This is a genomic window from Enterococcus florum (genome assembly GCF_004309355.1).
Classification (GTDB): domain Bacteria; phylum Bacillota; class Bacilli; order Lactobacillales; family Enterococcaceae; genus Enterococcus_A; species Enterococcus_A florum.
In genome coordinates, this window is record NZ_BJCC01000038.1 from 18406 (window position 1) to 39787 (window position 21382).

The 21382-nt window shown below is 47.6% G+C and carries 23 protein-coding genes and 1 riboswitch; of the genes, 21 read left to right on the plus strand and 2 right to left on the minus strand.

The features are described from left to right. Window positions 1-9: 9 nt before the first annotated feature. The 5 genes from NRIC_RS18220 to NRIC_RS18240 all read left to right on the plus strand — a co-directional run bounded on the left by NRIC_RS18220 (window position 10) and on the right by NRIC_RS18240 (window position 3445). Complete coding sequence (locus NRIC_RS18220) at window positions 10-567, plus strand: Maf family protein (protein ID WP_146624148.1); 558 nt, start codon at window positions 10-12, stop codon at window positions 565-567. Window positions 568-628: 61 nt separating this feature from the next. Further along, window positions 629-1066 (plus strand): peptide-methionine (R)-S-oxide reductase MsrB, encoded by a 438-nt coding sequence (msrB, locus tag NRIC_RS18225; protein WP_146624149.1) that lies wholly within the window; start codon window positions 629-631, stop codon window positions 1064-1066. A 182-nt stretch (window positions 1067-1248) separates the two neighbouring features. Then, window positions 1249-1842, plus strand: coding sequence for a Holliday junction branch migration protein RuvA (gene ruvA / locus NRIC_RS18230; protein ID WP_146624191.1), 594 nt, complete (start codon window positions 1249-1251; stop codon window positions 1840-1842). 24 nt (window positions 1843-1866) lie between these two features. After that, window positions 1867-2865 carry a Holliday junction branch migration DNA helicase RuvB gene (gene ruvB / locus NRIC_RS18235; protein WP_146624150.1) on the plus strand — a complete coding sequence of 333 codons (999 nt, stop codon included), beginning with the start codon at window positions 1867-1869 and terminating at the stop codon, window positions 2863-2865. A 10-nt stretch (window positions 2866-2875) separates the two neighbouring features. Continuing rightward, window positions 2876-3445: a TetR/AcrR family transcriptional regulator gene (locus tag NRIC_RS18240; protein WP_146624151.1), complete on the plus strand. Its 570-nt coding sequence runs from the start codon at window positions 2876-2878 to the stop codon at window positions 3443-3445. Here the strand turns inward: NRIC_RS18240 and NRIC_RS18245 are convergent. Beyond that, entirely contained in the window at window positions 3442-4410 is a 969-nt protein-coding gene (locus NRIC_RS18245) for a 2-hydroxyacid dehydrogenase family protein (protein WP_146624152.1), read from the minus strand. The genes NRIC_RS18240 and NRIC_RS18245 overlap by 4 nt on opposite strands. Before the next feature lie 114 nt (window positions 4411-4524). Between NRIC_RS18245 and NRIC_RS18250 the strand changes: the two genes are divergently transcribed. The 3 genes from NRIC_RS18250 (at window position 4525) to thiT (ending at window position 6212) form a co-directional block, all read left to right on the plus strand. Continuing rightward, a complete protein-coding gene (locus NRIC_RS18250) occupies window positions 4525-4980 on the plus strand; it encodes a low molecular weight protein-tyrosine-phosphatase (protein WP_146624153.1) in 456 nt (151 codons plus the stop codon). A 68-nt stretch (window positions 4981-5048) separates the two neighbouring features. Beyond that, window positions 5049-5414 carry a hypothetical protein gene (locus NRIC_RS18255; protein ID WP_146624154.1) on the plus strand — a complete coding sequence of 122 codons (366 nt, stop codon included), beginning with the start codon at window positions 5049-5051 and terminating at the stop codon, window positions 5412-5414. Window positions 5415-5479: 65 nt separating this feature from the next. Then, window positions 5480-5578, plus strand: a riboswitch (TPP riboswitch). A gap of 49 nt (window positions 5579-5627) precedes the next feature. Further along, window positions 5628-6212 carry an energy-coupled thiamine transporter ThiT gene (gene thiT, locus NRIC_RS18260; protein ID WP_146624155.1) on the plus strand — a complete coding sequence of 195 codons (585 nt, stop codon included), beginning with the start codon at window positions 5628-5630 and terminating at the stop codon, window positions 6210-6212. A gap of 69 nt (window positions 6213-6281) precedes the next feature. Here the strand turns inward: thiT and NRIC_RS18265 are convergent, their stop codons facing one another. Further along, window positions 6282-7052: a hypothetical protein gene (locus tag NRIC_RS18265; protein ID WP_146624156.1), complete on the minus strand. Its 771-nt coding sequence runs from the start codon at window positions 7050-7052 to the stop codon at window positions 6282-6284. Window positions 7053-7324: 272 nt separating this feature from the next. Here NRIC_RS18265 and NRIC_RS18270 point away from each other — a divergent pair, with 272 nt between their 5' ends. From NRIC_RS18270 to rsgA, 13 genes are all read left to right on the plus strand, one after another. Beyond that, window positions 7325-8038: a class A sortase gene (locus NRIC_RS18270; RefSeq protein WP_146624157.1), complete on the plus strand. Its 714-nt coding sequence runs from the start codon at window positions 7325-7327 to the stop codon at window positions 8036-8038. 93 nt (window positions 8039-8131) lie between these two features. Beyond that, window positions 8132-9754 carry a patatin-like phospholipase family protein gene (locus NRIC_RS18275; protein WP_146624158.1) on the plus strand — a complete coding sequence of 541 codons (1623 nt, stop codon included), beginning with the start codon at window positions 8132-8134 and terminating at the stop codon, window positions 9752-9754. A gap of 66 nt (window positions 9755-9820) precedes the next feature. Then, a complete protein-coding gene (locus tag NRIC_RS18280) occupies window positions 9821-10036 on the plus strand; it encodes a YdbC family protein (protein ID WP_146624159.1) in 216 nt (71 codons plus the stop codon). Window positions 10037-10045: 9 nt separating this feature from the next. Then, window positions 10046-10930 carry a YicC/YloC family endoribonuclease gene (locus NRIC_RS18285; protein ID WP_146624160.1) on the plus strand — a complete coding sequence of 295 codons (885 nt, stop codon included), beginning with the start codon at window positions 10046-10048 and terminating at the stop codon, window positions 10928-10930. A gap of 125 nt (window positions 10931-11055) precedes the next feature. Then, window positions 11056-11670 carry a guanylate kinase gene (gene gmk, locus NRIC_RS18290; protein ID WP_146624161.1) on the plus strand — a complete coding sequence of 205 codons (615 nt, stop codon included), beginning with the start codon at window positions 11056-11058 and terminating at the stop codon, window positions 11668-11670. A gap of 4 nt (window positions 11671-11674) precedes the next feature. Continuing rightward, window positions 11675-11980, plus strand: coding sequence for a DNA-directed RNA polymerase subunit omega (gene rpoZ / locus NRIC_RS18295; RefSeq protein ID WP_146624162.1), 306 nt, complete (start codon window positions 11675-11677; stop codon window positions 11978-11980). Between the two features lie 263 nt (window positions 11981-12243). Next, window positions 12244-14640: a primosomal protein N' gene (gene priA / locus NRIC_RS18300; protein WP_146624163.1), complete on the plus strand. Its 2397-nt coding sequence runs from the start codon at window positions 12244-12246 to the stop codon at window positions 14638-14640. 48 nt (window positions 14641-14688) lie between these two features. Further along, the gene (def, locus tag NRIC_RS18305; RefSeq protein ID WP_146624164.1) at window positions 14689-15180 is read left to right on the plus strand and encodes a peptide deformylase; all 492 of its coding nucleotides are present in this window, start codon (window positions 14689-14691) and stop codon (window positions 15178-15180) included. Further along, a complete protein-coding gene (gene fmt, locus NRIC_RS18310) occupies window positions 15173-16120 on the plus strand; it encodes a methionyl-tRNA formyltransferase (protein WP_146624165.1) in 948 nt (315 codons plus the stop codon). Before def ends, fmt begins: the two co-directional genes overlap by 8 nt. Continuing rightward, on the plus strand, window positions 16113-17474 hold the full coding sequence (gene rsmB / locus NRIC_RS18315; RefSeq protein WP_146624166.1) for a 16S rRNA (cytosine(967)-C(5))-methyltransferase RsmB: 1362 nt from the start codon (window positions 16113-16115) through the stop codon (window positions 17472-17474). Before fmt ends, rsmB begins: the two co-directional genes overlap by 8 nt. Window positions 17475-17485: 11 nt before the next feature. Continuing rightward, window positions 17486-18229 carry a Stp1/IreP family PP2C-type Ser/Thr phosphatase gene (locus NRIC_RS18320; protein WP_146624167.1) on the plus strand — a complete coding sequence of 248 codons (744 nt, stop codon included), beginning with the start codon at window positions 17486-17488 and terminating at the stop codon, window positions 18227-18229. Beyond that, window positions 18226-20382 (plus strand): Stk1 family PASTA domain-containing Ser/Thr kinase, encoded by a 2157-nt coding sequence (pknB, locus tag NRIC_RS18325; protein WP_146624168.1) that lies wholly within the window; start codon window positions 18226-18228, stop codon window positions 20380-20382. Before NRIC_RS18320 ends, pknB begins: the two co-directional genes overlap by 4 nt. A 122-nt stretch (window positions 20383-20504) precedes the next feature. After that, window positions 20505-21380: a ribosome small subunit-dependent GTPase A gene (rsgA, locus tag NRIC_RS18330; RefSeq protein ID WP_146624169.1), complete on the plus strand. Its 876-nt coding sequence runs from the start codon at window positions 20505-20507 to the stop codon at window positions 21378-21380. Window positions 21381-21382 lie beyond the last annotated feature (2 nt).

Here is a 21382-nt window from a genome sequence, read left to right on the forward strand (position 1 = left end):
GAGAAAACAATGACTGTCATTTTAGCGTCACAATCGCCCCGGCGAAAAGAATTATTGGCTTGGCTGATCCCTGAATTTGAGGTCCAGCCTGCTGACGTAGACGAGGAGATCAAAGCAGAGCATACCCCAAAGGAATACGTCCAAGAGATGGCTCGGCAAAAAGCAGCAGTGATCGCTGCGAAGCACCCGACTGATCTGGTGATCGCCAGCGATACGGTCGTGGTACTTGGCGACACGATCCTTGGCAAGCCCAAGGATCGTCTGGATGCATATGAGATGCTTTCTGGAATGAGCGGCGGCAGCCATTATGTTTATACCGCTGTGGTGCTCCGACAAAACGACCAGATCGAAGAGGCCCTGACTCACGCGAAGGTAACCTTTTATCCGCTGACCGAAGAAGAGATCCAACGGTATTTGGATACAGGCGATTACCAAGACAAGGCAGGAGCCTATGGGATTCAGCATCAGGCGGGGGTCTTTGTCCAAGAAATTGAGGGTGATTATTACAGCATCGTCGGTTTCCCAGTCGGAAAAGTAAATCAAATGTTAAAAAAATTTACTGGATAAGCAAATCCTTCGTTTTTTTACAGGAATGCTCTTATGATAGGGTCAAAGGAGCGTGAGCAAGATGGAAGAAATGAAGCAGGAAGAATTGAGGAAGAAACTGTCGCCAATGGAATACGCAGTGACTCAGGAGAATGCCACAGAACGTGCCTTCACTGGGAAATACGATGACTTTTACCAAAAGGGTCTTTATGTGGATGTGGTCAGCGGCGAACCTCTTTTCTCTTCTAGCGATAAGTACGATGCTGGCTGCGGCTGGCCAGCTTTTTCGCAACCGGTCGAAAAACGCGGAGTCAATGAAAAAGCCGACTTCTCTCATGGGATGCATCGGGTCGAAGTCCGTAGTCAAGAAGCAGACTCTCATCTAGGCCATGTCTTCCCAGACGGCCCGCAGGAAAAAGGCGGTTTGCGTTATTGCATCAACTCCGCTGCCCTACGCTTCGTCCCCTTTGAAGAAATGGATGATCAAGGTTACAGTGACTACAAAAAAGATGTTCAATAAGTAGTTGAACGGGATGGAGAAGTTCTCTGTCCCGTTTTTTTGAAGTCCGTGAAACCATTTTGATCAAGATACGCATGATTTCCCAACTCCCCAAAAGATTCCTAAAGCTGAGAGGACTAGACTTTTTTGTCGGGTCTATTTGTGCTAAAATAATGAGAACATATGTGCAGAAAGGAAAAGACATGTACGAATATATCACAGGGAAATTGACTTATATCAGTCCAGCGTATGTCGTGTTGGATGTACAGGGAGTCGGCTATCAAATCGCGATAGGCAATCCTTATCGGTACAGCAGTAAAATGGAGCAGGTCCTCACGATCTATGTCCAGCAGATCATTCGAGAGGATGCGCAGCTGCTGTACGGGTTTGAGACGCTGGCGGAAAAACAGCTGTTTCTGCGCTTGCTTTCAGTTTCAGGGATCGGTCCAAAGAGTGGGCTGGCGATCATGGCCAACGAAGACCATCAAGGATTGATCCAAGCCATCGAAGCTGGAGATGTTACCTACTTAACCAAGTTCCCGGGTGTCGGCAAGAAGACCGCTCAGCAGATGGTCCTAGACTTAAAAGGCAAGCTGGCCGAGTTGGTGGAAAATCCAATGTCCTTGTTCCACCAAGGCGATGATGAGACCGCATTGACCGAAGCCATCGAGGCGCTTCAGGCGCTCGGCTACAGTCCGAAGGAAACCAAACGGGTCGAAAAAGCCCTGGAAAAAGAAAGCTATCGAAGCACCGACGAATATTTGCGGGCTGCTTTGAAGCTGATGATGAAAAAATAGACATGATCGCAGGAGGAGCATTAGATGGAAGAAGAACGTATTTTGTCGCCAGAGGCTGATGAAATCGAAAAAAGTTTAGAAAAATCGTTGCGTCCTCGTTTTCTTTCTCAATATATTGGACAGGATAAGGTCAAAACGGAGCTGCAGATCTACATTGAAGCAGCAAAAAATCGCAGCGAAGCGCTGGATCATGTGCTTTTGTATGGACCTCCTGGACTAGGAAAAACAACGATGGCCATGGTAATTGCCAATGAAATGAATGTAAAAATCCGTACCACCAGCGGTCCAGCAATCGAACGTCCGGGGGATTTGGTAGCGATCTTGAACGAACTGGAGCCCGGAGATGTCTTGTTTATTGACGAGATCCATCGACTTCCACGGGTCGCGGAGGAAACGCTGTATTCGGCGATGGAGGATTACTATGTCGATATCATGGTCGGTCAAGGGCCTACTGCCCACCCGGTTCATTTTCCGCTGCCGCCGTTTACATTGGTGGGAGCAACGACGCGTGCGGGGATGTTGTCTGCGCCGTTACGGGATCGTTTTGGGATCATTTCTCACATGGAGTATTACGAAGAAGAGGATCTGCGGGAGATCGTGCTGCGTTCAGCAGACATTTTCCAAACGGAGATCGTCGAAGAAGGCGCCGTGGAGATCGCCCGTCGTTCCCGGGGGACGCCACGAATCGCCAATCGGCTGCTGAAGCGTATTCGTGATTTTGCCCAAGTCCAATCGGATGGTATAATTGATCGTTTTGTGGCAGACCAAGCGCTGCACTTATTGCAGGTCGATCAGGCAGGGCTGGATTACGTCGACCAAAAATTATTAAAGACCATGATCGAGCTGTACGGCGGAGGACCGGTCGGTTTGAGCACGCTAGCAGTCAATATTGGCGAAGAACGCGAAACGGTTGAAGATATGTACGAGCCCTATTTGATCCAAAAGGGCTTTATGAAGCGGACTCCACGAGGCAGAATGGTCACACCGATGGCCTACGAGCATTTCAATTATCCTATAGAGTAGAGGTGGAACGATGGCAGAAGGCAAAGGAGCAAAAGAGCAATTGGTCAATGCGTTGATCGGATTAACGGCCAAGCAGCCTTACGAAAAGTTGACTGTGCAGCAAATCAGTCAGGCGGCCTCTGTCAATCGTCAGAATTTTTATTATCACTTCAAGGATAAGCGGGCTTTGCTGCGCTATACCTATTATCAAAAAGGCCTCAATTACCTGCTGTCCGCAGAGCTTACCATCCGCAATTGGGAAGAATCAGTCTTGCAAATGCTGCGTAGGATGCAAGAATACCATTCCTTTTATTTAAACACGGTTCAGGCAGAGCCAGAGGTATTGTCCAAAGAATTTATCGCTTTGGCGAAACCATTGTTTGTTCGCCTGTTCGAGGATGTCGATCAGGAAGGGGAACTGTCCGCAACAGATAAGGACTTTTATGCGCGTTTTCTAGCTTATGGCTGTGGTGGAATCTTGACCGATTGGTTGTTGGGAGATGCCAAAGAACAGCCGATCGCCGTAGCGGCTCAGCTGTTCCGATTTGCCAAGGATATTGAATTTTTTGCCTATCGTTTATATGAGACCGATCAGGATTAGGTCAAATCGTTCACGATGTAATCCAACGGCTCATCCTTTAGACAAGCGATTGCATTTTTGGCGACGATCTCGGCCATTTGTTGACGAGCTTCGATACTGGCATTGCCGATATGCGGAGTCAAGATGACGTTTTTAAAGTCTTTCAGCGCCTCAGTCACTTTGGGTTCAAACTCATACACATCTAAAGCCGCTCCAGCAATCTGGTTACCTTTTAGGGCCTGCACCAACGCTTCTTCATGGATCAGCGGCCCGCGGGAAGCATTGATGACAAAGGCAGAGGCTTTCATCCGCTGAAAGGCTTCATGGTTCAACAAATGATGGGTCTCTTCCGTTAGTGGTGCGTGCAAGGTTAAAATATCTGCCTGTTCGATCACTTCTTCTTGTGAAAGATAGGTAGCATTTAAAGCAGCTTCTTCTTTCATTGGCAGTGCATGACGTTGGGTGTATACGATCCTCATTCCGAAGGCAGTCATTTTTTCTGCCAACGAGCGACCGATCTGCCCCATGCCGATGATACCCAAGGTTTTATCCTTCAGCTCGCTGCCTAAGAAAAAGAGCGGTGCCCAGCCGGAAAAGCCTTCGTGATGCATCAGCTGATCGCCTTCAACGATTCTGCGAGACAAAGCGATGATCAGGCCTGCGGTCAGCTCCGCTGTGGCATTCGTCGAAACATAAGGGGTATTGGTGACAAAGATCCCTTTTTCTCGTGCGTAGTCGGTGTCAATATTGTTGAAGCCAGCACCGAAATTCGCGATCAGTTGAAGGTTTTCAGCATGATCGATGATTTCTTGATCGACTGGAGTAGACAGGGGGCAGATCAATACACGGCAGTTTTTTGTAGCTGCCAGCAGCTCTTTTTTTGAGATCACGCCAGAGCCTTCATAAACCGCGTATTCCAGTCCGGCTTCTTCTAAGCGTTGAATGCCATTTTGAGGAATGTCTGCGGAAATAAAAATTTGTTTCATACAACGACCTCATTTCTATAAACTACCTAAACTATAGCATGAAATCGCAAAAAGACCGAACAGGATGCTGAAGGATTTTTTGCACAAGACGACAAATGAATAGGAGAATGTACGATGACAAAGATTCTTTTTGTTTGTATGGGAAACATCTGCCGTTCGCCAATGGCAGAAGCCATTTTCCGCGATCACTTTGAAAAAGAACACAAATCGGCGTTTCAAGTTGATTCAGCGGGCACAAGCCGCTGGGAAGTCGGCAATCCGCCGCACCGCGGGACCAAAAAAATGTTGAGCCGGCACGGGATCAGCACGCAGGGTATGCGAGCGCGTCAAATTGAGCAGCAGGATTTTTATGACGCCGACTATATCATCGGGATGGATCGGGAAAACGTAGAGGATCTGGCAGCCATGGCACCGGAAGGAACCGAACAAAAGGTCTATCTGTATTTGGATCGGACTCCCGGCATGGAAGGCCAAGGGATTCCGGACCCATGGTACACAGGAGACTTTGATCAAACGTATGATTTGATTCAGGCGGGCCTGCCTTATTGGTTAACTTTTTTTGAAGAATGAAGCATTTTTTTTGTAATTCCTAAAAATTTCGATAAAATCAAAGTACGTTCTTGCGAGGAGGAAACTGGATGAAGAAAAAAACTGGAAAAGCTAAAAAGAACTTGATCAAAGCCTTTTCAAATTCGTCTTTTCGTTTTTTATCGGATTTTTTGAATGATTCTGGGGAGAAACGTGCGCAGGCGCAAGCGAATGAAACCATCATCAATCAACTGAACACCGCGGCACTGCAAAACAGTTTGGTCGTTCTCCAAGTCCAAAGTGAAAAAGACCCGGAAAAATTTGAAACGGTTTCAGGTTGGCTGCCGAAATCTGTCGGCAAGGATTCATTGGTGATCCGAACCCAAGAGGATCAGCTGCAAATGTTGAAGATCGAGGCGATCAAAAAAGTGACAACCCTCTCGCCGAAGGGTGATCAAGAACGCGTCTCACGGTAAAGGAATCTTTTCTTTTCGAGACGAATATGATAGACTGATAAAGTACAAAATACTAAAAGAATAATACTGTCACAAAGGGGAGCCTTCGGGCTGAGAATGAGGACACTCTAAACCCTGGTACCTGTTTCGGTCATTCGAGCGTAGGAATTGTGATGAAGTAAGATAGATTACTTCTCCTTTGTGAACCGTATGTTCAAAGAGGAGGATTTTTTTATGCACGCAAACACACGAATCATGATGGAAGGAACGATCGTAGCCGCACTGGCCTTCATGCTTTCCTTGCTGCCGACCACTATTGGCAGCAGTCTGACGATCTCTTTAGGGATGATTCCGATGACCTTGTTCGGCCTGCGCCGCGGCGTTCGTCCGGCCTTGCTGTCTGCCTTCATTTGGGGCATCCTGCATTTCCCGGCCGGTGATGTGCAGTTTCTCAGTGTGATCCAGGTACTGATCGAATACCCGATCGCCTTCACCTTTGCAGGTTTTGCCGGTCTATATGCGCAGAAGGTACAAAAGGCCTTGCTGAATGACGATCAGCGAGCGGCAGTGAAAAACGTTGCTCTAGCTTCATTCATCGGAACAGGTGCGCGATTCTTCTGGCATTTTATTGCCGGTGTTGTTTTTTGGGGAAGCTATGCGCTGTGGGGAATGAATCCGTGGCTCTTCTCTTTGGTAATGAATGGAGCTGGCGGCATCGCCACTGCTGCGGTGACAGCAATCGTGTCCGTGATACTAGTCAAAAAGGTTCCGCAGCTCTTTTTGCCCAAAGACATGAAGTATGCTAAACAGCCGCGATAATGAACTAAACAATAAGAGGCACAGCTTCACACAAAAAACACGTTTGCTCTTGGCCGGCAAACGTGTTTTTTAACGAAATGAGAACGCAAAATCATCGGTCTCCATCTCCAGGCTCCATGATTGACGCGCAGTGTCATAGAGCAGCGTAGCGATTTTTTGATCTTGCTTGAAGCTGGGCTGGTGCTTGCGCCAGCCTTTTTCATCTGACAGATAAATCGGCAGACGATAGGTGCGGCCGTCCAGCTCCGCGTGGGAGAAACAGAATACTGCGCCTTCTTGGAAATACGGATACAGCTCTTTTAAGATGTCACCTTCCAACCGAGCGACAGAAGCTCCTTTGCGGAAAAAGGAACGACGATCATTGACCTTTTCTAAGGTAATTCGAGTGATTTTATTGGCTAATATTCGGTAAAATTCGTCCAAATAACGGTAGTAGACCCTTAGAGTCTCACTACCCAAATTGAAATAGACGAAATTATTTTGTAATTTATAGAAGAAAGGAGAGTGCAGATGGGTTCTCATATGGCCAAAATACAGCAGCTCTGAGATTTCAAGCGGCGTCAATTCCTTCAGCAGCGCAGGATCTTTAAAATCGATCCATTTGTTGGTGGTCGATTGACTGAAATGTCGATTTTTAAAAAATTGAGCCACTGCGTGAGCCCCGCTGATACTTCGCAATCCACTATGTGTATCGAATTCACCAGCCTCCGCAGCAGGGTCCAGTAATAACAAGTGTTCAGGGTGATGAACAATCCCTTCAGTAAAATCGATCGGAGAAAGGCCCTTTGAAAGAACAGCATTACTGGTCGTATCGATGTATACAAATAGCGTTTCTAGCAAAACTGTTCACCCTCTTCACAAGTATTCAACCCCATTTTACCTTATTGGATTGAAAAAAGCTTGTATCTTTTATTTTAAAATTAGATTACAGGCCGCTGGTTTTGTGAAACATTTTTCATGTTTTTTTCAATTTTATTTTCCTTTGAAAAAATAACGGAAAATCAAATGCGGATTTTGTAAATAAAAAATTAAGACGCCTTTTTTTCTTATTTCCTCCGATGACTTATGAAACAAATATGGTATGATAGAGGGGAGTATGAGGAGGCTAGTTGATGGCGAAGAAACGAAAAAAAAGCAATTGGTTGTTGAATATATTTTTGGTCTTGTTATTGGTCGTAGGATTGGCCTTGATTTTCAATAACCAAATCAAGAATTTCCTAATTCGCTACAACGGCGATCGTTATGCAGTGGCAAACGTAACCAAGCAGGAGATCGAAGAGAACATGAATCAAGAAGCTCCTTTTGATTTTGATGCGGTAGAGCCTTCTAGTACTGAGGCCGTTCTGCGGGCACAATTAAGCAACAAACGGCTGCCTGTGATCGGCGGGATCGCGATTCCTGCGGTTCAGATCAATTTGCCGATCTTCAAAGGACTTTCCAATGAAGCACTGCTCTATGGCGCCGGCACCTTGGAGCCAGAGCAAAAAATGGGTGAAGGCAATTATGGGTTAGCTAGTCACCGGGCCTATGAGCCGGATTTGCTGTTCACCCCTTTAGAGAACGTCAACGAGGGAGACAAGATTTATTTGACTGACATGACCAATATCTACACGTACAAGACAACCTTGAAGGTGCGTGTACAGCCTACGGAAGTCAAGTATCTGGATGTTTTGCCGGATAAGCGGCAAGTCACATTGATCACCTGCGGCGAGATCGACGGCATCACTCGGATTATTGTTCAAGGAGAGCTGACAGCAGTCACACCAGCAGATAGAGCGACCAAACCGATGTCAGAAGCCTTCAATATGCAGCAGAAAACCTATTAAAACGAAACAAGAGCGTGGGATGAAAGAGACCTCACGCTCTTTTCTGAACAGAAATAGTCGAACAGTTATTCCACTGAACAGGGGAGGAAAGCCATGAAAGTAAAAAAGCTCTACCCTTCTGAGCTGGCGGATCATTGGTCCACGATCCATGAGTCTATGCTTCTGCTGCCTTTTTTTACCTCGCAGCAGCAAAGCCGCGCCCAATTTGTGCGAGCTGTAAAAAACAAGCAAGCCTTTTTGCTGACCTTTAAACAAGAAACGCTTTTTTTGGAAATCGATCAAACACCAAAGACTTGGACGATCAAAAATCTTTTGTCGTCCAGTGACCTCACATGGAAAATCCTTTTTGGGGTACTAGAGGCGGCGGTCCGTCAGGCATTTATTCCGGAGATTCATCTGTCTGTTGACGTGAACGAAATCGCGGCCAGCTGGCTGAGCCAACACAGCTATCGCCAAGCCGATCAAGGCTGGAAAAAAACGTTGTCATATCATACTGCACTGGTCTTAGGCGGCGGCGGTGCCCGCGGCGCTTATCAAATTGGAGTCTGGAAGGCATTGCGTGAAAAAAAGATTTCCTTTGACTTACTCGTTGGTTGCTCAGTTGGCAGCTTGAATGGTGCGTTGATCGCGCAAAATGATTTTGCGGCGGCTCGGTCATTGTGGGAGCAGATCGCCACAGATCGGGTGTTGAAGATCACTTTTCGTGAACTGGAGGCTGCTGATTTCACACTGCAGGTCCAGCAGCTGCGGCAATTTGTACTGACTGCCTTGAAGCAAAAAGGCTTGTCCACAGCACCGCTGCGCGAGCTTTTGGAAAATCAGCTGGACGCAGAAGCGCTCGTCTCTGCCTGTCCATTGTATGTTGCAGCGACTCGCGTTCCCACCTTTCAGGAAGTCGTGGTAAAATTGAATGACAAATCTGCAGAAGAAGTAATCTCTTGGCTGCTGGCTTCCTCGGCCTTTTTCCCGATGATGTCATTAGAAGTGATCGATGGGGTCATTTACGCCGATGGCGGGTATCGCAACAATGTCCCGGTGGATGTCGCCTTAAAAAAGGGGGCCACCGAGCTGATCGTAGTGGATGTTCATGGTCCCGGCTTTGTTAAGGATGTTTCAATCCCCGAGGATGTAGCGGTCGTGACTTTATCCAGCCATTGGAGTTTAGGGGAGATGCTGCTGTTTCAAAGTCAGCGGGCCGTCAGCAACATCACATTAGGCTATTTGGAGACCAAAAGGCAGTTCGGTGAGCTGCAGGGAACGGACTATTTTTTTGGTTTGAAGGAAGATTTCGCTGGGCTGACCAAACGCTTTATCCGTTATGCACAGAAGCACACAGAAGAAACACTTGTACAGCTGGCCAAGGTTTACAAAGCCGAGTTCGACGAGCCGCTGGAGCTTTTGAGCCAGTCTTTTTTAGAGCAATGGGCCAAATGGACCAAACGTTCTCCTTTAAAGGTCTATACGATCGCAGAGCTGGAAGAGGAGATCTGTCGGCAGATCCAAGAACCTGCAGCGGTCGATTATCTGCCTTCTGTCAGAGAATACTTGGAGGAATACTGGCAGGAGCTGAATGTACTGTCTGATCACAAACGGGCAGTGAAGATCCATCAGCAGCGGCCGCAGTCCATCAAATGGGTCTACCAGCGCTGGCCGTTGCCGGCATTGCTGTCCCTGTTTTTGACGTTTATTCAAGAAGAACAGCGGTTAGAAAAATAAAACAGCGTATTTTATAAATGATGAAGGCTTGGAAAAGTCTTTGAGATAGAATCAGGAGGAATCGACATGGCAGAATTTAATTATGAGATCGTGGAAGAAATTGCAGTATTGTCAGAAAATCCGAAAGGCTGGCGCAAGGAATTAAATCTAGTCAGCTGGAACAGTCGGCCGCCAAAATTTGATTTACGCGATTGGGCGCCCGGACACGAAAAGATGGGCAAAGGTGTCACCTTGACCAACGAAGAATTTGAGGCTCTGCAAGAAATCATCAAAGGAATGTAGGGAGAAACGATGAAAAGTATGACTGGTTATGGTCAAGCGACCAAGGTAAATGATGCCTATGAATTGAGTATTGAGCTGAAAAGCGTCAACAATCGGTTTCTCGATTTTCAGATCCGGATGCCTAAGGAGCTGAATCCGTTTGAAACTATGTTACGAAAAATCGCCAAGGAACAAGTGCAGCGCGGACGAGTCGATATGTATGTGAATCTGACAACGTTAAAGAGCGGCAATAAGCAAGTGGTGGTCCAATGGGAATTGTTGGAGCAATTGGTCGGTGAATTGACTGCTGGAGCAAAAGAACGCTTTGGCAGCAGTGCGCTTTCTCCGGAAGAAATCGTGCTGAAAAGCATCGAACTGCCTGATTATGTCACGATTTTGGATCGGCAAGAGGCTGACGAGACGTTGGAACAGCTGGTGAAGGAAACAGCTATCCAAGCATTTCAGGAGCTGGTGAAGAGTCGTGAGGCTGAAGGCTCAGGAATCAAGGCTGTTTTAATGGGGTATCAGCAGGACGTTGCCGGCTATGTGGAAGAACTAAAGGGTTTTGTGGCAGTGTATGAAGCAGATTTTCAAAAACGCTATGAGACAAAGCTGCAGGAATGTCTTGGCGGCACAGTGGATCAGGATCGGCTGTTGACTGAGCTGGCGATCCTCTTGGAACGTGGCGACATTCATGAGGAGCTGGACCGGTTGGCGATCCATTTGGAAAAAATGAATCACCTGCTGCAAAGCGAGGAACCTATTGGTCGCGAGCTGGATTTTCTGATGCAGGAGTTAAACCGCGAGGTCAACACGATCGGTTCGAAGTCCAGTCCGATCCAAATCAAGGATATCGTGGTACAATTAAAGACGATCCTCGAAAAAATTCGTGAACAAATCCAAAATGTCGAGTAACAAAATGCCTTAAAACAAGTCTTTCAGGTTAAAAATAGGTGACAGACGCCCTAGACCCCTTGAAATCTGCGCCAAAAAAGTGCACAATAAGCGTTAGCGAAAAAAGACCATGAAAGGGCGTTAGTATGTCTGAAAGAGGACTATTGATTGTATTATCTGGACCTTCAGGGGTTGGCAAGGGGACCGTTCGTAAAGCGATTTTCGAACGAGACGACAACGAATTTGAGTATTCCGTCTCCATGACGACCCGTCAAAAACGTGAGGGCGAAGTAGAAGGCGTCGATTATTATTTTCGAACGCACGAAGAGTTTGAAGCAATGATCGAAGCAGGCGAGATGTTGGAATATGCACAATATGTTGGGAATTATTATGGCACCCCGTTGACCTACGTCAATCAAACGTTGGATGAAGGCAAAGATGTATTTCTGGAAATCGAAGTGCAGGGAGCTCAGCAGGTAAAAGAAAAAGTCCCGGACGGTGTCTTTATCTTTTTGACTCCACCGGATCTGGCCGAGCTGAAGGCGCGGATCGAAGGTCGTGGAACAGACAGCCCGGAAGTGATCGATGAACGAATGAAAGTCGCTCGTGAAGAGATCGAAATGATGGCTCTGTACGATTATGCTGTCGTCAATGATGAAGTTCCCCATGCAGTGGAACGGATCAAAGACATTATCGTCAGCGAACATTATCGTGTAGACCGTGTGATCGGCAAGTATATAAAAATGTTGAAGGAGATATAAACTTATGATGTTAAAACCATCGATTGATACCTTATTGGATCATGTGAATTCCAAGTATTCTTTAGTTATTCTAGCAAGCAAACGCGCTCATGAATTAGATGCAGGTTCTCAGCCCACACTGGAATCCTTTGATTCTGTGAAAAATGTCGGCAAAGCCTTGGAAGAAATCGATTCCGGCACGGTAATTAACGACCCTCACCCAGAGATCAAACGCGAACGCTTAAGATTAGAAGCCGAAGAACGCAAAATGCAGCGGGAACGCGAGCAACGTGAATTAGAAGCACGCATCCGCAGCGAACAAAACAATTAAGAAACAGGTGTTTAATACACCTGTTTCCTTTTATTTTATCCAGCAAAGAAATGTGGCATCGCATATCAGCTTCACGAATGGGCTGGAGCCTTTTCAGGGACTCGGCTGCTTTGCGAAGCCGCCTTTTTATGCACTGAAAAAGATTGGTTAAGTCTGACGGAAATTCATTCAATCGTCGTCATTTTTTAGTACAATGAATACGATACATAGAAAAAACAACTGTCGCAATACAGCAAAGAAGAATCAAAGGAGGCATGAGGAAGATGGAATTGGCACAAGTGATCGTAGATGTTCCAGCGATGCAGACGGACCAACCGTTTACCTACCTCATTCCATCGCAAATGGCTGTGGAGCCCGGCATGCGGGTTGAGGTCAGTTTTGGTTCGCGGCATGTTCAGGGCTTTGTGGTAGCGACCGAGACCAGCAAGGAAGCGCCGGCAGAAAACTTAAAGCCGATCATTCGAATGCTGGATATCGCACCTGTATTGAATCAGGAATTATTGGTTTTGGCAGACTATATGAAGGAAAAAACCTTTGCCTTCAAGATTACTTGTCTGCAGACCATGCTGCCTAGTGTCATGAAGGCTGACTATCAAAAACGGTTTTATGCAGTGGAGGAAGGCCAGGTTCCTGAACTATTTAAAGGTCAGCCTTCGATCACCTGGGAAGAAGTGGAAGCACAAGGGCAGTTGAAAGAGATGGCCAAGCTGCGTGAAGCCGGTATCGTTGAATTACGCTATGAAGTGTACACCAAAAACAAAATCAAGACCGAACGATATATCAAGCGGCTTTTTCCAGTTGAACAATTGGAGGCGTTAAAGGCGGAGGTACGCAAAGGCTCCTACAAGCAGCTGCAGTTGTTGGATTTTTTAGCGGAGCTGGCTGAGGATCAGCTGCTTTCCGTCAAACAAATGAAAGCAGAAGATTTTTCTCTGGCGAACTTGAACCAGGCGAGAGACAAGGGGTGGCTGGCTTTTGAAGCCGTCGAGCAGTACCGCGATCCTTTTTTGGAAAAAGAAGTTGCGCAAACCCAAGCGTTTTTGCTGAACCCACAGCAGCAGGCAGCCTATGAAGCGATCCACGAAAAAATCGTCGAACAGCAGCATGACGTGTTTCTGCTTGAAGGGGTCACCGGCAGCGGAAAAACCGAAGTCTATTTGCAAACCATTGCGGATGTATTGGCGCAAGGACAGACCGCGATGATGCTGGTACCGGAAATCTCGTTGACTCCGCAAATGGCGACTCGATTCAAGTCCCGATTCGGTGATGAAGTGGCCGTGCTGCACAGCGGACTGTCACAAGGCGAAAAATATGACGAATGGCGCAAACTAGAGCGTGGAGAAGCTCGCGTCGTCGTAGGCGCGCGTTCCGCAGTGTTTGCCCCTTTGAAGCAGGTGGGGATCATCATCGTGGATGAAGAACATGAGACCACCTACAAGCAAGAAGAAACACCGCGCTACCATGCACGTGATCTAGCGATCTGGCGGGGTGCCTACCATCACTGTCCGGTCGTATTGGGAAGCGCAACACCGTCATTGGAATCCCGTGCACGGGCACAAAAAAGCGTCTATCAGTTATTGACGATCTCTGAGCGGGCCAACCAGCAGTCACAACTGCCGGCAGTCGAGATCATCGACATGCGAGAGGAAATGCAGCGGCGCCTGACCTCTTCTTTTTCAGAGAAATTAGAAGCAAAGCTTCGGGATCGCTTAGCCAAAGGCGAACAAAGCGTTCTGTTATTGAACCGCCGCGGCTATTCTTCATTCGTGATGTGCCGAGACTGCGGGTATGTGCTGCCTTGTCCAAACTGCGACATTTCGTTGACCTTGCATATGGACACTAAAACGATGCGCTGCCATTACTGTGGGCACGAAGAAAATATTCCACATCGCTGCCCGAATTGCGGCAAAGACAAGATTCGTTACTACGGGACAGGAACGGAAAAGGTCCTGGAGGAATTAGAAGAACTGATCCCTGAGGCTCGTGTGTTGCGGATGGACGTCGATACCACGAGACGCAAAGGGGCGCATGAAAAAATCCTGGATGCGTTCGGCAATCGGGAAGCCGATATATTGTTGGGAACCCAGATGATCGCCAAAGGGCTGGATTTTCCAAATGTCACACTAGTAGGTGTACTGAATGCAGACACTGCGTTGAATCTGCCAGATTTTCGCTCCAGTGAGCGGACCTTTCAGCTGCTAACCCAAGTCAGCGGCCGAGCCGGCCGAGGAGAGAAGCCTGGCGAAGTGCTGATCCAAACCTTTAATCCCGAACATTACGCCATCCAACTAGCGCAGCATCATGATTATGAAGGTTTTTATCGGATGGAGATGGGGATTCGGCATCAGACAGATTATCCGCCTTATTATTACACGGTGAAAGTCACGGTGTCTCATCAAGAGGAATTACGAGCGGCTCAAAAGGCCTATCAGTTGGCTGAGCAGCTGAAACGAGAATTAAGTCCGAAAAGTATTCTGTTGGGACCAACAACCGGTGCTATTTTAAGAATTAAAAATCGCTACTATTACCAAATGGTGATCAAATATAAACAAGAACCGCAGTTGCATGCTGCTTTGGAGCGAATCCTGCAGGAGAGTCAAAAGGATCAGCGTCAAGGCCTGTTGATTGCGATCGACAACGAACCGATGTATTTTATTTAAGTTAGGACAAGGATTTGCGGCGACCGCGAATGCTTAGTAGGAGGAACTATGCGCTATCCAATTTTGATTCATCCAGCGAAGGAACTGAAACGAATCGCCCGACCAGTGGATTTTATCAGCGATGAGCTGGTGAAGCTGTTAGAGGATATGTATGAGACGATGATCGCCCATGATGGGATCGGTTTGGCTGCTCCGCAGATCGGCAAAAATCTTCAGATCGCCATCGTCGAAGTGGAAGAAGGCGACCGCTTCGAACTGATCAATCCAGTGATCGTAGAGCAGAAAGGATCAAGTATCGATGTCGAAGGCTGTTTGTCGATTCCAGAGACCTATGGAACGGTGGAACGAGCAGATGAGATTGTGGTCCGTTATTTCGATCGTGAAGGCGAGGAGATGGAAGTGACGGCTTACGGCTATTTGGCCCGCGCCATTCAACATGAGATCGACCATCTTCATGGCAAGTTGTTCATCGATCAAGTGATCAAATACATTGCCCCAGAGGATTTAGAAACGTATATGGAGGAACACATCAATGACTAAACTCGTATTTATGGGAACCCCAGCCTTTTCAGTGCCTATTTTGGAAGGTTTGCTGGCTGAGGGCTATGAAGTTGCAGCAGTTGTAACGCAACCAGATCGACCTGTTGGAAGGAAACAGATTGTTACACCGACGCCAGTCAAAAAAGCTGCCGTCGAACACGATCTGCTGGTTTTGCAGCCGGAAAAAATCAGCGGCTCTCCTGAGCTGGAAACGATCGCCGAATTACAGCCAGAGTTGATCATCACCGCCGCCTTCGGTCAATTTTTACCCGAAAAATTGCTGCAGGTCCCGCGTTTGGGGGCGATCAATGTTCATGCGTCTTTGCTGCCAAAATACCGTGGAGGAGCTCCTGTACACTATTCGATCATCAACGGCGACCCTGAGACGGGTGTGACCATCATGGAAATGATCAAAAAGATGGACGCTGGCGGAATCTTCAGCCAACGCAGCATTCCGATCACCCCTCAGGATAATGTAGGTACGATGTTTGAGAAATTGAGTGTTGTCGGCAAAGAATTACTGCTGGAAACTCTGCCAAAAATCATTGCCGGTGAGCTGACTCCTACTCCGCAGAACGAGGACGAAGTCACCTTTTCGCCTAATATCACACGCGAGCAAGAGGCTATTGACTGGCAGAAGACAGCGCAAGAAGTAGATCATCAGGTGCGGGGAATGTTTCCTTGGCCAATCGCCTATACGACCTATGAAGGGGCTCGCTGGAAACTGCTTCACACGACACCGACGGAGGAAACCACTTCTGCCGAACCAGGGACAATCGTCTTACGAACGAAAAAGGCATTGCATGTCGCCTGCGGAAAAGGGACTGTTTTAGCGATCGATGAATTGCAGCCAGCGGGCAAAGGCCAGCAAACCATCCAAGCCTTTCTAAACGGCAGCGGTCAGCAAGTAGCTGAAGGACAGCAGGTGGGCTATGAGTAAGAAGGTCCCAGCAAAGCTCCTGCATTCAGTCCGCTACACTGCCTTGCAAGCCATCGAGCGCATCAAACATGGCGGTGCTTATTCCAACCTCCTATTGAACGAACTATTAAATAAACATCAGGTGCCAGTCAAAGACAGTGGACTTTTGACCGAGCTTGTCTACGGGACGATCAGTCGTCAGCGTTCACTGGACTTCTATTTACAGCCGTTTATTGAAAAGGCCAAGAAGGTCGATGGCTGGGTCAAAAGCTTACTGGAATTATCAATTTACCAAATGACCTATCTCGATCGCGTTCCGGACCATGCGATCATCAACGAAGCAGTAGAGATTGCAAAAGCCAAAGGCAATCCGGGAACTGGGAAATTTGTCAACGGTGTGCTGCGGACGATCCAAAGAAAAGGACTGCCACGTTTAGACAGCATTCAAGATCCGATCGAGCGTCTGGCGATCGAGATCAGCTTGCCAAGCTTTTTGACCAAAAAATTCGTGCAGGAAATGGGCATGGAGGAAACCCGCAAAATGGGGTTGTCGCTGTTAGAGCCCAGTCACGTAAGTGCGCGCGTGGATCTGCGTTTCATTTCCCGAGAAGAAGCGATTGAGATCTTAAAAACAGAGGGAATCGCTGCACGCAACAGTCAAGTCTCTCCTTATGGCATCGTGGCAGATAAAGGGTTCTTGGCCGGCAGCAGTCTGTTTCAAAAAGGCTGGCTAACCATCCAAGATGAAAGCTCGATGCTGGTCGCTCAAGCAATGAACATCCAGCCAGGGGATAAAATCTTAGACGCTTGTGCAGCGCCAGGAGGGAAAACCACCCACATGGCAGCATTATTAGACGGTCAGGGAGAAGTTACGGCTTTGGATATCCATGAGCATAAGCTCAAGCTGGTCCGGGAAAATGCGGAACGGCTGCATGTCGAGCAAGTTGTCAAAACCCAAAAGCTGGACGCACGCACGGCAGCCGAAACGTTTGCGCCGGAGAGCTTCGATCGGATTTTAATCGATGCGCCTTGTTCCGGGTTAGGGTTGATGCGCAGAAAACCTGATATCAAAAATCAAAAAAGGCCGGAAGATTTTGTTCAATTGCCTCAGATCCAGCTGGCGATTCTAGAAAGTTGTGCTCCAACGTTAAAAAAAGGTGGCACGATGGTCTATAGTACATGTACAATAACACCTGAGGAAAACCAAGAGGTAGTCACAAAATTTTTAGCAGCCCATGCTGAATTTGAGAAAGTGGATTTGCCTGTCAATGAGGTAGTTGCGCCAGCGATTAAGGACCAAATGCTGAGTCTATACCCGCACCTGTTGATGACAGACGGCTTTTTCATTTGTGTACTGCACAAAAAAGACAGATGAGGTGAAACCAGATGGAAATTCAATTTCAATCAGATATCGGCAAACGCCGTCAAATGAACCAAGATTATGCCAATGTGTTTGTTAATAAGCAGGGCTATTCGTTGGCGATTCTAGCCGATGGAATGGGTGGTCATTTAGCAGGAGACGTTGCCAGTAAAATGGCGGTGAACGGGTTAGGTGCTGTTTGGGAAGCCTCAGAAATCTCAGATAATGAAAAAGCGTCGCAATGGATGATCCAGCAGATCCAAACGGAAAATGAAGCCATTTACCAAGAAGGCATCAAAAATCCTGAAATGCACGGTATGGGAACGACCATCGTCAGTGCCGCTTTGTTGAATGAGACATTCACTTTGGCTCATGTGGGAGACAGCCGGGCTTATTATATCCATGATGGAAAAATGCGTCAGCTGACCGATGACCATTCCCTGGTCAACGAGCTAGTAAAGTCTGGAGAAATCACGGAAGAAATGGCCGCGATCCATCCGCAAAAGAATGTCTTGACCCGCTCTGTCGGTGTGTCCGGCAATGTTGAAGTAGATGTGACGCACCATCCCGTAGAAGCCGACGCTTATTTGCTGTTGTGTTCAGATGGATTGACCAATATGGTCAGCGAAGCAGAGATCTTGACGATCGTAGCTGGGGAAGAACCGTTGGATGGAAAAACCGAACGATTGATCTCGCAGGCCAACGAAGCTGGCGGATCGGATAACATTACCGTCCTGTTGATCCACTTTAAGGAGGTGGATCAGCCATGATCGAGATCGGAAAATTGATCAATGGCCGATACAAGATCCTTGCCAGTATTGGCAGCGGCGGGATGGCGAACGTCTTCTTGGCCCACGATTTGATCTTGGATCGAGATGTAGCCATCAAGGTGCTGCGTTTCAACTTCCAAAATGATCAAACGGCGATCCGGCGTTTTCAGCGAGAGGCCTTAGCGGCAACCGAACTGGTCCATCCAAACATTGTCAGCGTATATGATGTCGATGAAGAAGATGGCATGCAGTATCTGGTCATGGAATACGTAAAGGGAATGGATTTGAAACGTTACATTCAAACCCATTACCCGATCCCTTATACAAAAATCGTGGATGTGATGCAACAGGTCTTGTCAGCAGTCAGCTTAGCTCATGCCCATGGCATCATTCACCGCGACTTGAAGCCGCAGAATATTTTGATCAACCAAGAAGGTATTGTGAAGATCGCTGATTTTGGGATTGCGATTGCGCTGTCTGAAACCTCTTTGACTCAAACCAATTCCTTGCTGGGGTCTGTCCATTACCTGTCTCCGGAGCAAGCTCGAGGAAGTATGGCAACGAAGCAATCGGATATTTACGCATTAGGGATCATCCTTTATGAGCTGTTGACCGGCAATGTTCCTTTTGATGGCGAGTCCGCAGTTACGATTGCTCTGAAGCATTTTCAAGATACGATCCCGTCGGTCAAAACGTTTGATGAAAAAGCACCGCAGTCATTGGAAAATATCGTGATGCATGCCACGGCCAAGGATCCGGCAGATCGCTACAAGACAGCAGAGGAAATGAACGATGATTTGGCCACTGCTTTGTCATCGGAGCGTCTGCATGAAATGCCTTGGCATCCGACGGCAATGAATGATGAGACGCGGGTGTTGACACCACTACCAGAGGAATTGACCGAGGAGGAGCCGACCAACGAGATTCCAAAAATGGTCGAGAAGCCGCCTGCTCCGTCGAAAAAGAAACCTAAGAAAAAATGGCCTTGGATCGTAGGGATTTTAGCAGTGCTCCTACTGGGCGGGGCAGCTTTCTACATGTTTGCCAGCGCCAATGAACAAGTGGCGATCCCTGATGTCGAAGGAATGACCGAAGCCGCTGCTCGGGAAACTTTGGAGGATGCGCGAATCAAAGTTGCGGATGAGACTGAGAAAATCCCTAGTGCGACTGTCAAAAAAGATTACGCGGTAAAAACAGATCCGGAATCAGGCAATACGATTCGCCGCAGCCAGACTGTCAAGCTGTTTATCAGTACCGGAGCGGAATCCGTGCCGTTGGAGGACTATCGTAAACAACAATACAAGGATGCTGTCGCTCAACTAGAGAAGTTAGGCTTTAAGGCCAGTCAGATCAAACAAAATAAAGTCAACGATCCAGAAGTTCCTCGCGGAGAGATTATGGAGCAAAGTGTAGAGCCAGGTACAGAGGTCAACCCAGCTGAGGACGAAATAACCTTTACAGTGTCGGATGGTCCGGAAACCTTTGAGTTGGGCGATTATACTGGTATGACTTATGAGCAGGCCGTTGCGGAGATGGTTGCTCTAGGTATTCCAGAATCCAAAATCATTCGGGCGAATGAGGACAGTGAAACGGTGCCGGATAATCAAGTCATCAGCCAAAAACCAGTCGTTGGAACCTCGGTCACTGCGAAGGACACGATCACATTGAACGTCAGCTCTGGTTCGAAGTATGCGACGGTTCCAGATGTAACCAATCAAAGTGAAAGTGACGCGAGAGCAGCAATTGAGAATGCTGGGCTGAAGGTCTCGATTAAACGAGAGGAGTCTGATTCTGTTGCCTCCGGACAAGTGATTCGTACGGAGCCTGTTGCCGGAAGTTCGGCAGAAAAGGGGAGTGTAGTATCCCTGTATGTTTCAAGCGGAACAGACGAACAAACCTTTGATGTGACAGTCTCTGCTGACTACAAGCGTACAGATGGTCAGCCGGAAACGATTACGGTTCTTGTGAAAGATGAAAAAAACAGCAGTGCAACGACCTTGGCGACGTTCACTTTAGATGAGAATACGCGTAGCAGCAGCCAAGCCGTAACGGTCACTACAAAACAGGGAGGAACGGCAACCGTCACTGTTCGTCGGAACGGAGAAAATGTTGTGACTCGCACGGTCAGCAGTGCGACTACGATTGAAGCCTGATCACTCTCAAAGAAATCTTCCCCAATCGGGAAGATTTCTTTTTTAGGTTATTTTTACTAATATTTCCAAATGGAGTATGGTACAATGAAGCCAAGAAAAAAAGCGGAAGGGAGGAACCCGATATCGAAGGACAAATTCGCAAAGCGTTAAGTGGGTTTTATTACGTGTATTCAAAAGGAGAAACCCATCAGACCAGAGCCAGAGGGAATTTCCGCAAAAGAGGGCTGACGCCGCTAGTCGGGGATGAAGTGGTGTTCAGCAGTGAGGAAAATAGTGAAGGGTACATCCTAGAGCTGCTTCCACGAAAAAATGAGCTTGTCCGTCCACCAGTAGCCAACATTGATTTAGGGGTAGTGGTCACCAGTCTGGTCGAACCAAAGTTTTCTTATAATTTATTGGACCGCTTTTTAGTTACCTTGGAAAATAAGCGGATCGAACCAGTCATCTATATTTCCAAAACAGACTTAGTGGATCATGAAGAGCTGGTCAAGGAGATCAAAGCGGTTTACGAGCCTCTAGGTTATCCGGTAATCGGCGGTGTGAAGGAAAAACAACGACTGACTGCCTTGTTTGCTGGGAAATTGACGGTATTTATGGGTCAGTCAGGAGCAGGGAAATCGACCTTGCTGAATGAGCTGGCACCAGAACTGAATCTGGAAACAGGAGAAATCTCTGAAGCCTTGGGCCGCGGCCGCCATACTACACGCCATGTGGAACTGCTTGAATTGTTCGCTGGTCTGGTGGCGGATACACCGGGGTTCAGCTCTATCGAATTTTTGGAAGAGACGGCAGAAGAGCTGCCAAAAGAATTTCCTGAGTTTCGAGCGGCCGCCCCCTATTGCCGTTTTCGCGAATGCCGGCATGTGAAAGAACCAGGCTGCGAGGTCAAGCATCAGGTCGAGGCGGGCGAGATCGCTCAAACGCGTTACGACAATTATTTACAGTTTTTACAGGAGATCGAAAATCGACGCCCTGTTTATAAAAAGAAAAAGGAGTAGTG

What these genes read in the sequence shown, in the direction of transcription:
- NRIC_RS18220 (WP_146624148.1), top strand. Translation starts at nt 10, where the DNA reads ATGACTGTCATTTTAGCGTCACAATCGCCCCGGCGAAAAGAATTATTG.
- msrB (WP_146624149.1), top strand. Translation starts at nt 629, where the DNA reads ATGGAAGAAATGAAGCAGGAAGAATTGAGGAAGAAACTGTCGCCAATG.
- ruvA (WP_146624191.1), top strand. Translation starts at nt 1,249, where the DNA reads ATGTACGAATATATCACAGGGAAATTGACTTATATCAGTCCAGCGTAT.
- ruvB (WP_146624150.1), top strand. Translation starts at nt 1,867, where the DNA reads ATGGAAGAAGAACGTATTTTGTCGCCAGAGGCTGATGAAATCGAAAAA.
- NRIC_RS18240 (WP_146624151.1), top strand. Translation starts at nt 2,876, where the DNA reads ATGGCAGAAGGCAAAGGAGCAAAAGAGCAATTGGTCAATGCGTTGATC.
- NRIC_RS18245 (WP_146624152.1), bottom strand. Translation starts at nt 4,410, where the DNA reads ATGAAACAAATTTTTATTTCCGCAGACATTCCTCAAAATGGCATTCAA.
- NRIC_RS18250 (WP_146624153.1), top strand. Translation starts at nt 4,525, where the DNA reads ATGACAAAGATTCTTTTTGTTTGTATGGGAAACATCTGCCGTTCGCCA.
- NRIC_RS18255 (WP_146624154.1), top strand. Translation starts at nt 5,049, where the DNA reads ATGAAGAAAAAAACTGGAAAAGCTAAAAAGAACTTGATCAAAGCCTTT.
- thiT (WP_146624155.1), top strand. Translation starts at nt 5,628, where the DNA reads ATGCACGCAAACACACGAATCATGATGGAAGGAACGATCGTAGCCGCA.
- NRIC_RS18270 (WP_146624157.1), top strand. Translation starts at nt 7,325, where the DNA reads ATGGCGAAGAAACGAAAAAAAAGCAATTGGTTGTTGAATATATTTTTG.
- NRIC_RS18275 (WP_146624158.1), top strand. Translation starts at nt 8,132, where the DNA reads ATGAAAGTAAAAAAGCTCTACCCTTCTGAGCTGGCGGATCATTGGTCC.
- NRIC_RS18280 (WP_146624159.1), top strand. Translation starts at nt 9,821, where the DNA reads ATGGCAGAATTTAATTATGAGATCGTGGAAGAAATTGCAGTATTGTCA.
- NRIC_RS18285 (WP_146624160.1), top strand. Translation starts at nt 10,046, where the DNA reads ATGAAAAGTATGACTGGTTATGGTCAAGCGACCAAGGTAAATGATGCC.
- gmk (WP_146624161.1), top strand. Translation starts at nt 11,056, where the DNA reads ATGTCTGAAAGAGGACTATTGATTGTATTATCTGGACCTTCAGGGGTT.
- rpoZ (WP_146624162.1), top strand. Translation starts at nt 11,675, where the DNA reads ATGATGTTAAAACCATCGATTGATACCTTATTGGATCATGTGAATTCC.
- priA (WP_146624163.1), top strand. Translation starts at nt 12,244, where the DNA reads ATGGAATTGGCACAAGTGATCGTAGATGTTCCAGCGATGCAGACGGAC.
- def (WP_146624164.1), top strand. Translation starts at nt 14,689, where the DNA reads ATGCGCTATCCAATTTTGATTCATCCAGCGAAGGAACTGAAACGAATC.
- fmt (WP_146624165.1), top strand. Translation starts at nt 15,173, where the DNA reads ATGACTAAACTCGTATTTATGGGAACCCCAGCCTTTTCAGTGCCTATT.
- rsmB (WP_146624166.1), top strand. Translation starts at nt 16,113, where the DNA reads ATGAGTAAGAAGGTCCCAGCAAAGCTCCTGCATTCAGTCCGCTACACT.
- NRIC_RS18320 (WP_146624167.1), top strand. Translation starts at nt 17,486, where the DNA reads ATGGAAATTCAATTTCAATCAGATATCGGCAAACGCCGTCAAATGAAC.
- pknB (WP_146624168.1), top strand. Translation starts at nt 18,226, where the DNA reads ATGATCGAGATCGGAAAATTGATCAATGGCCGATACAAGATCCTTGCC.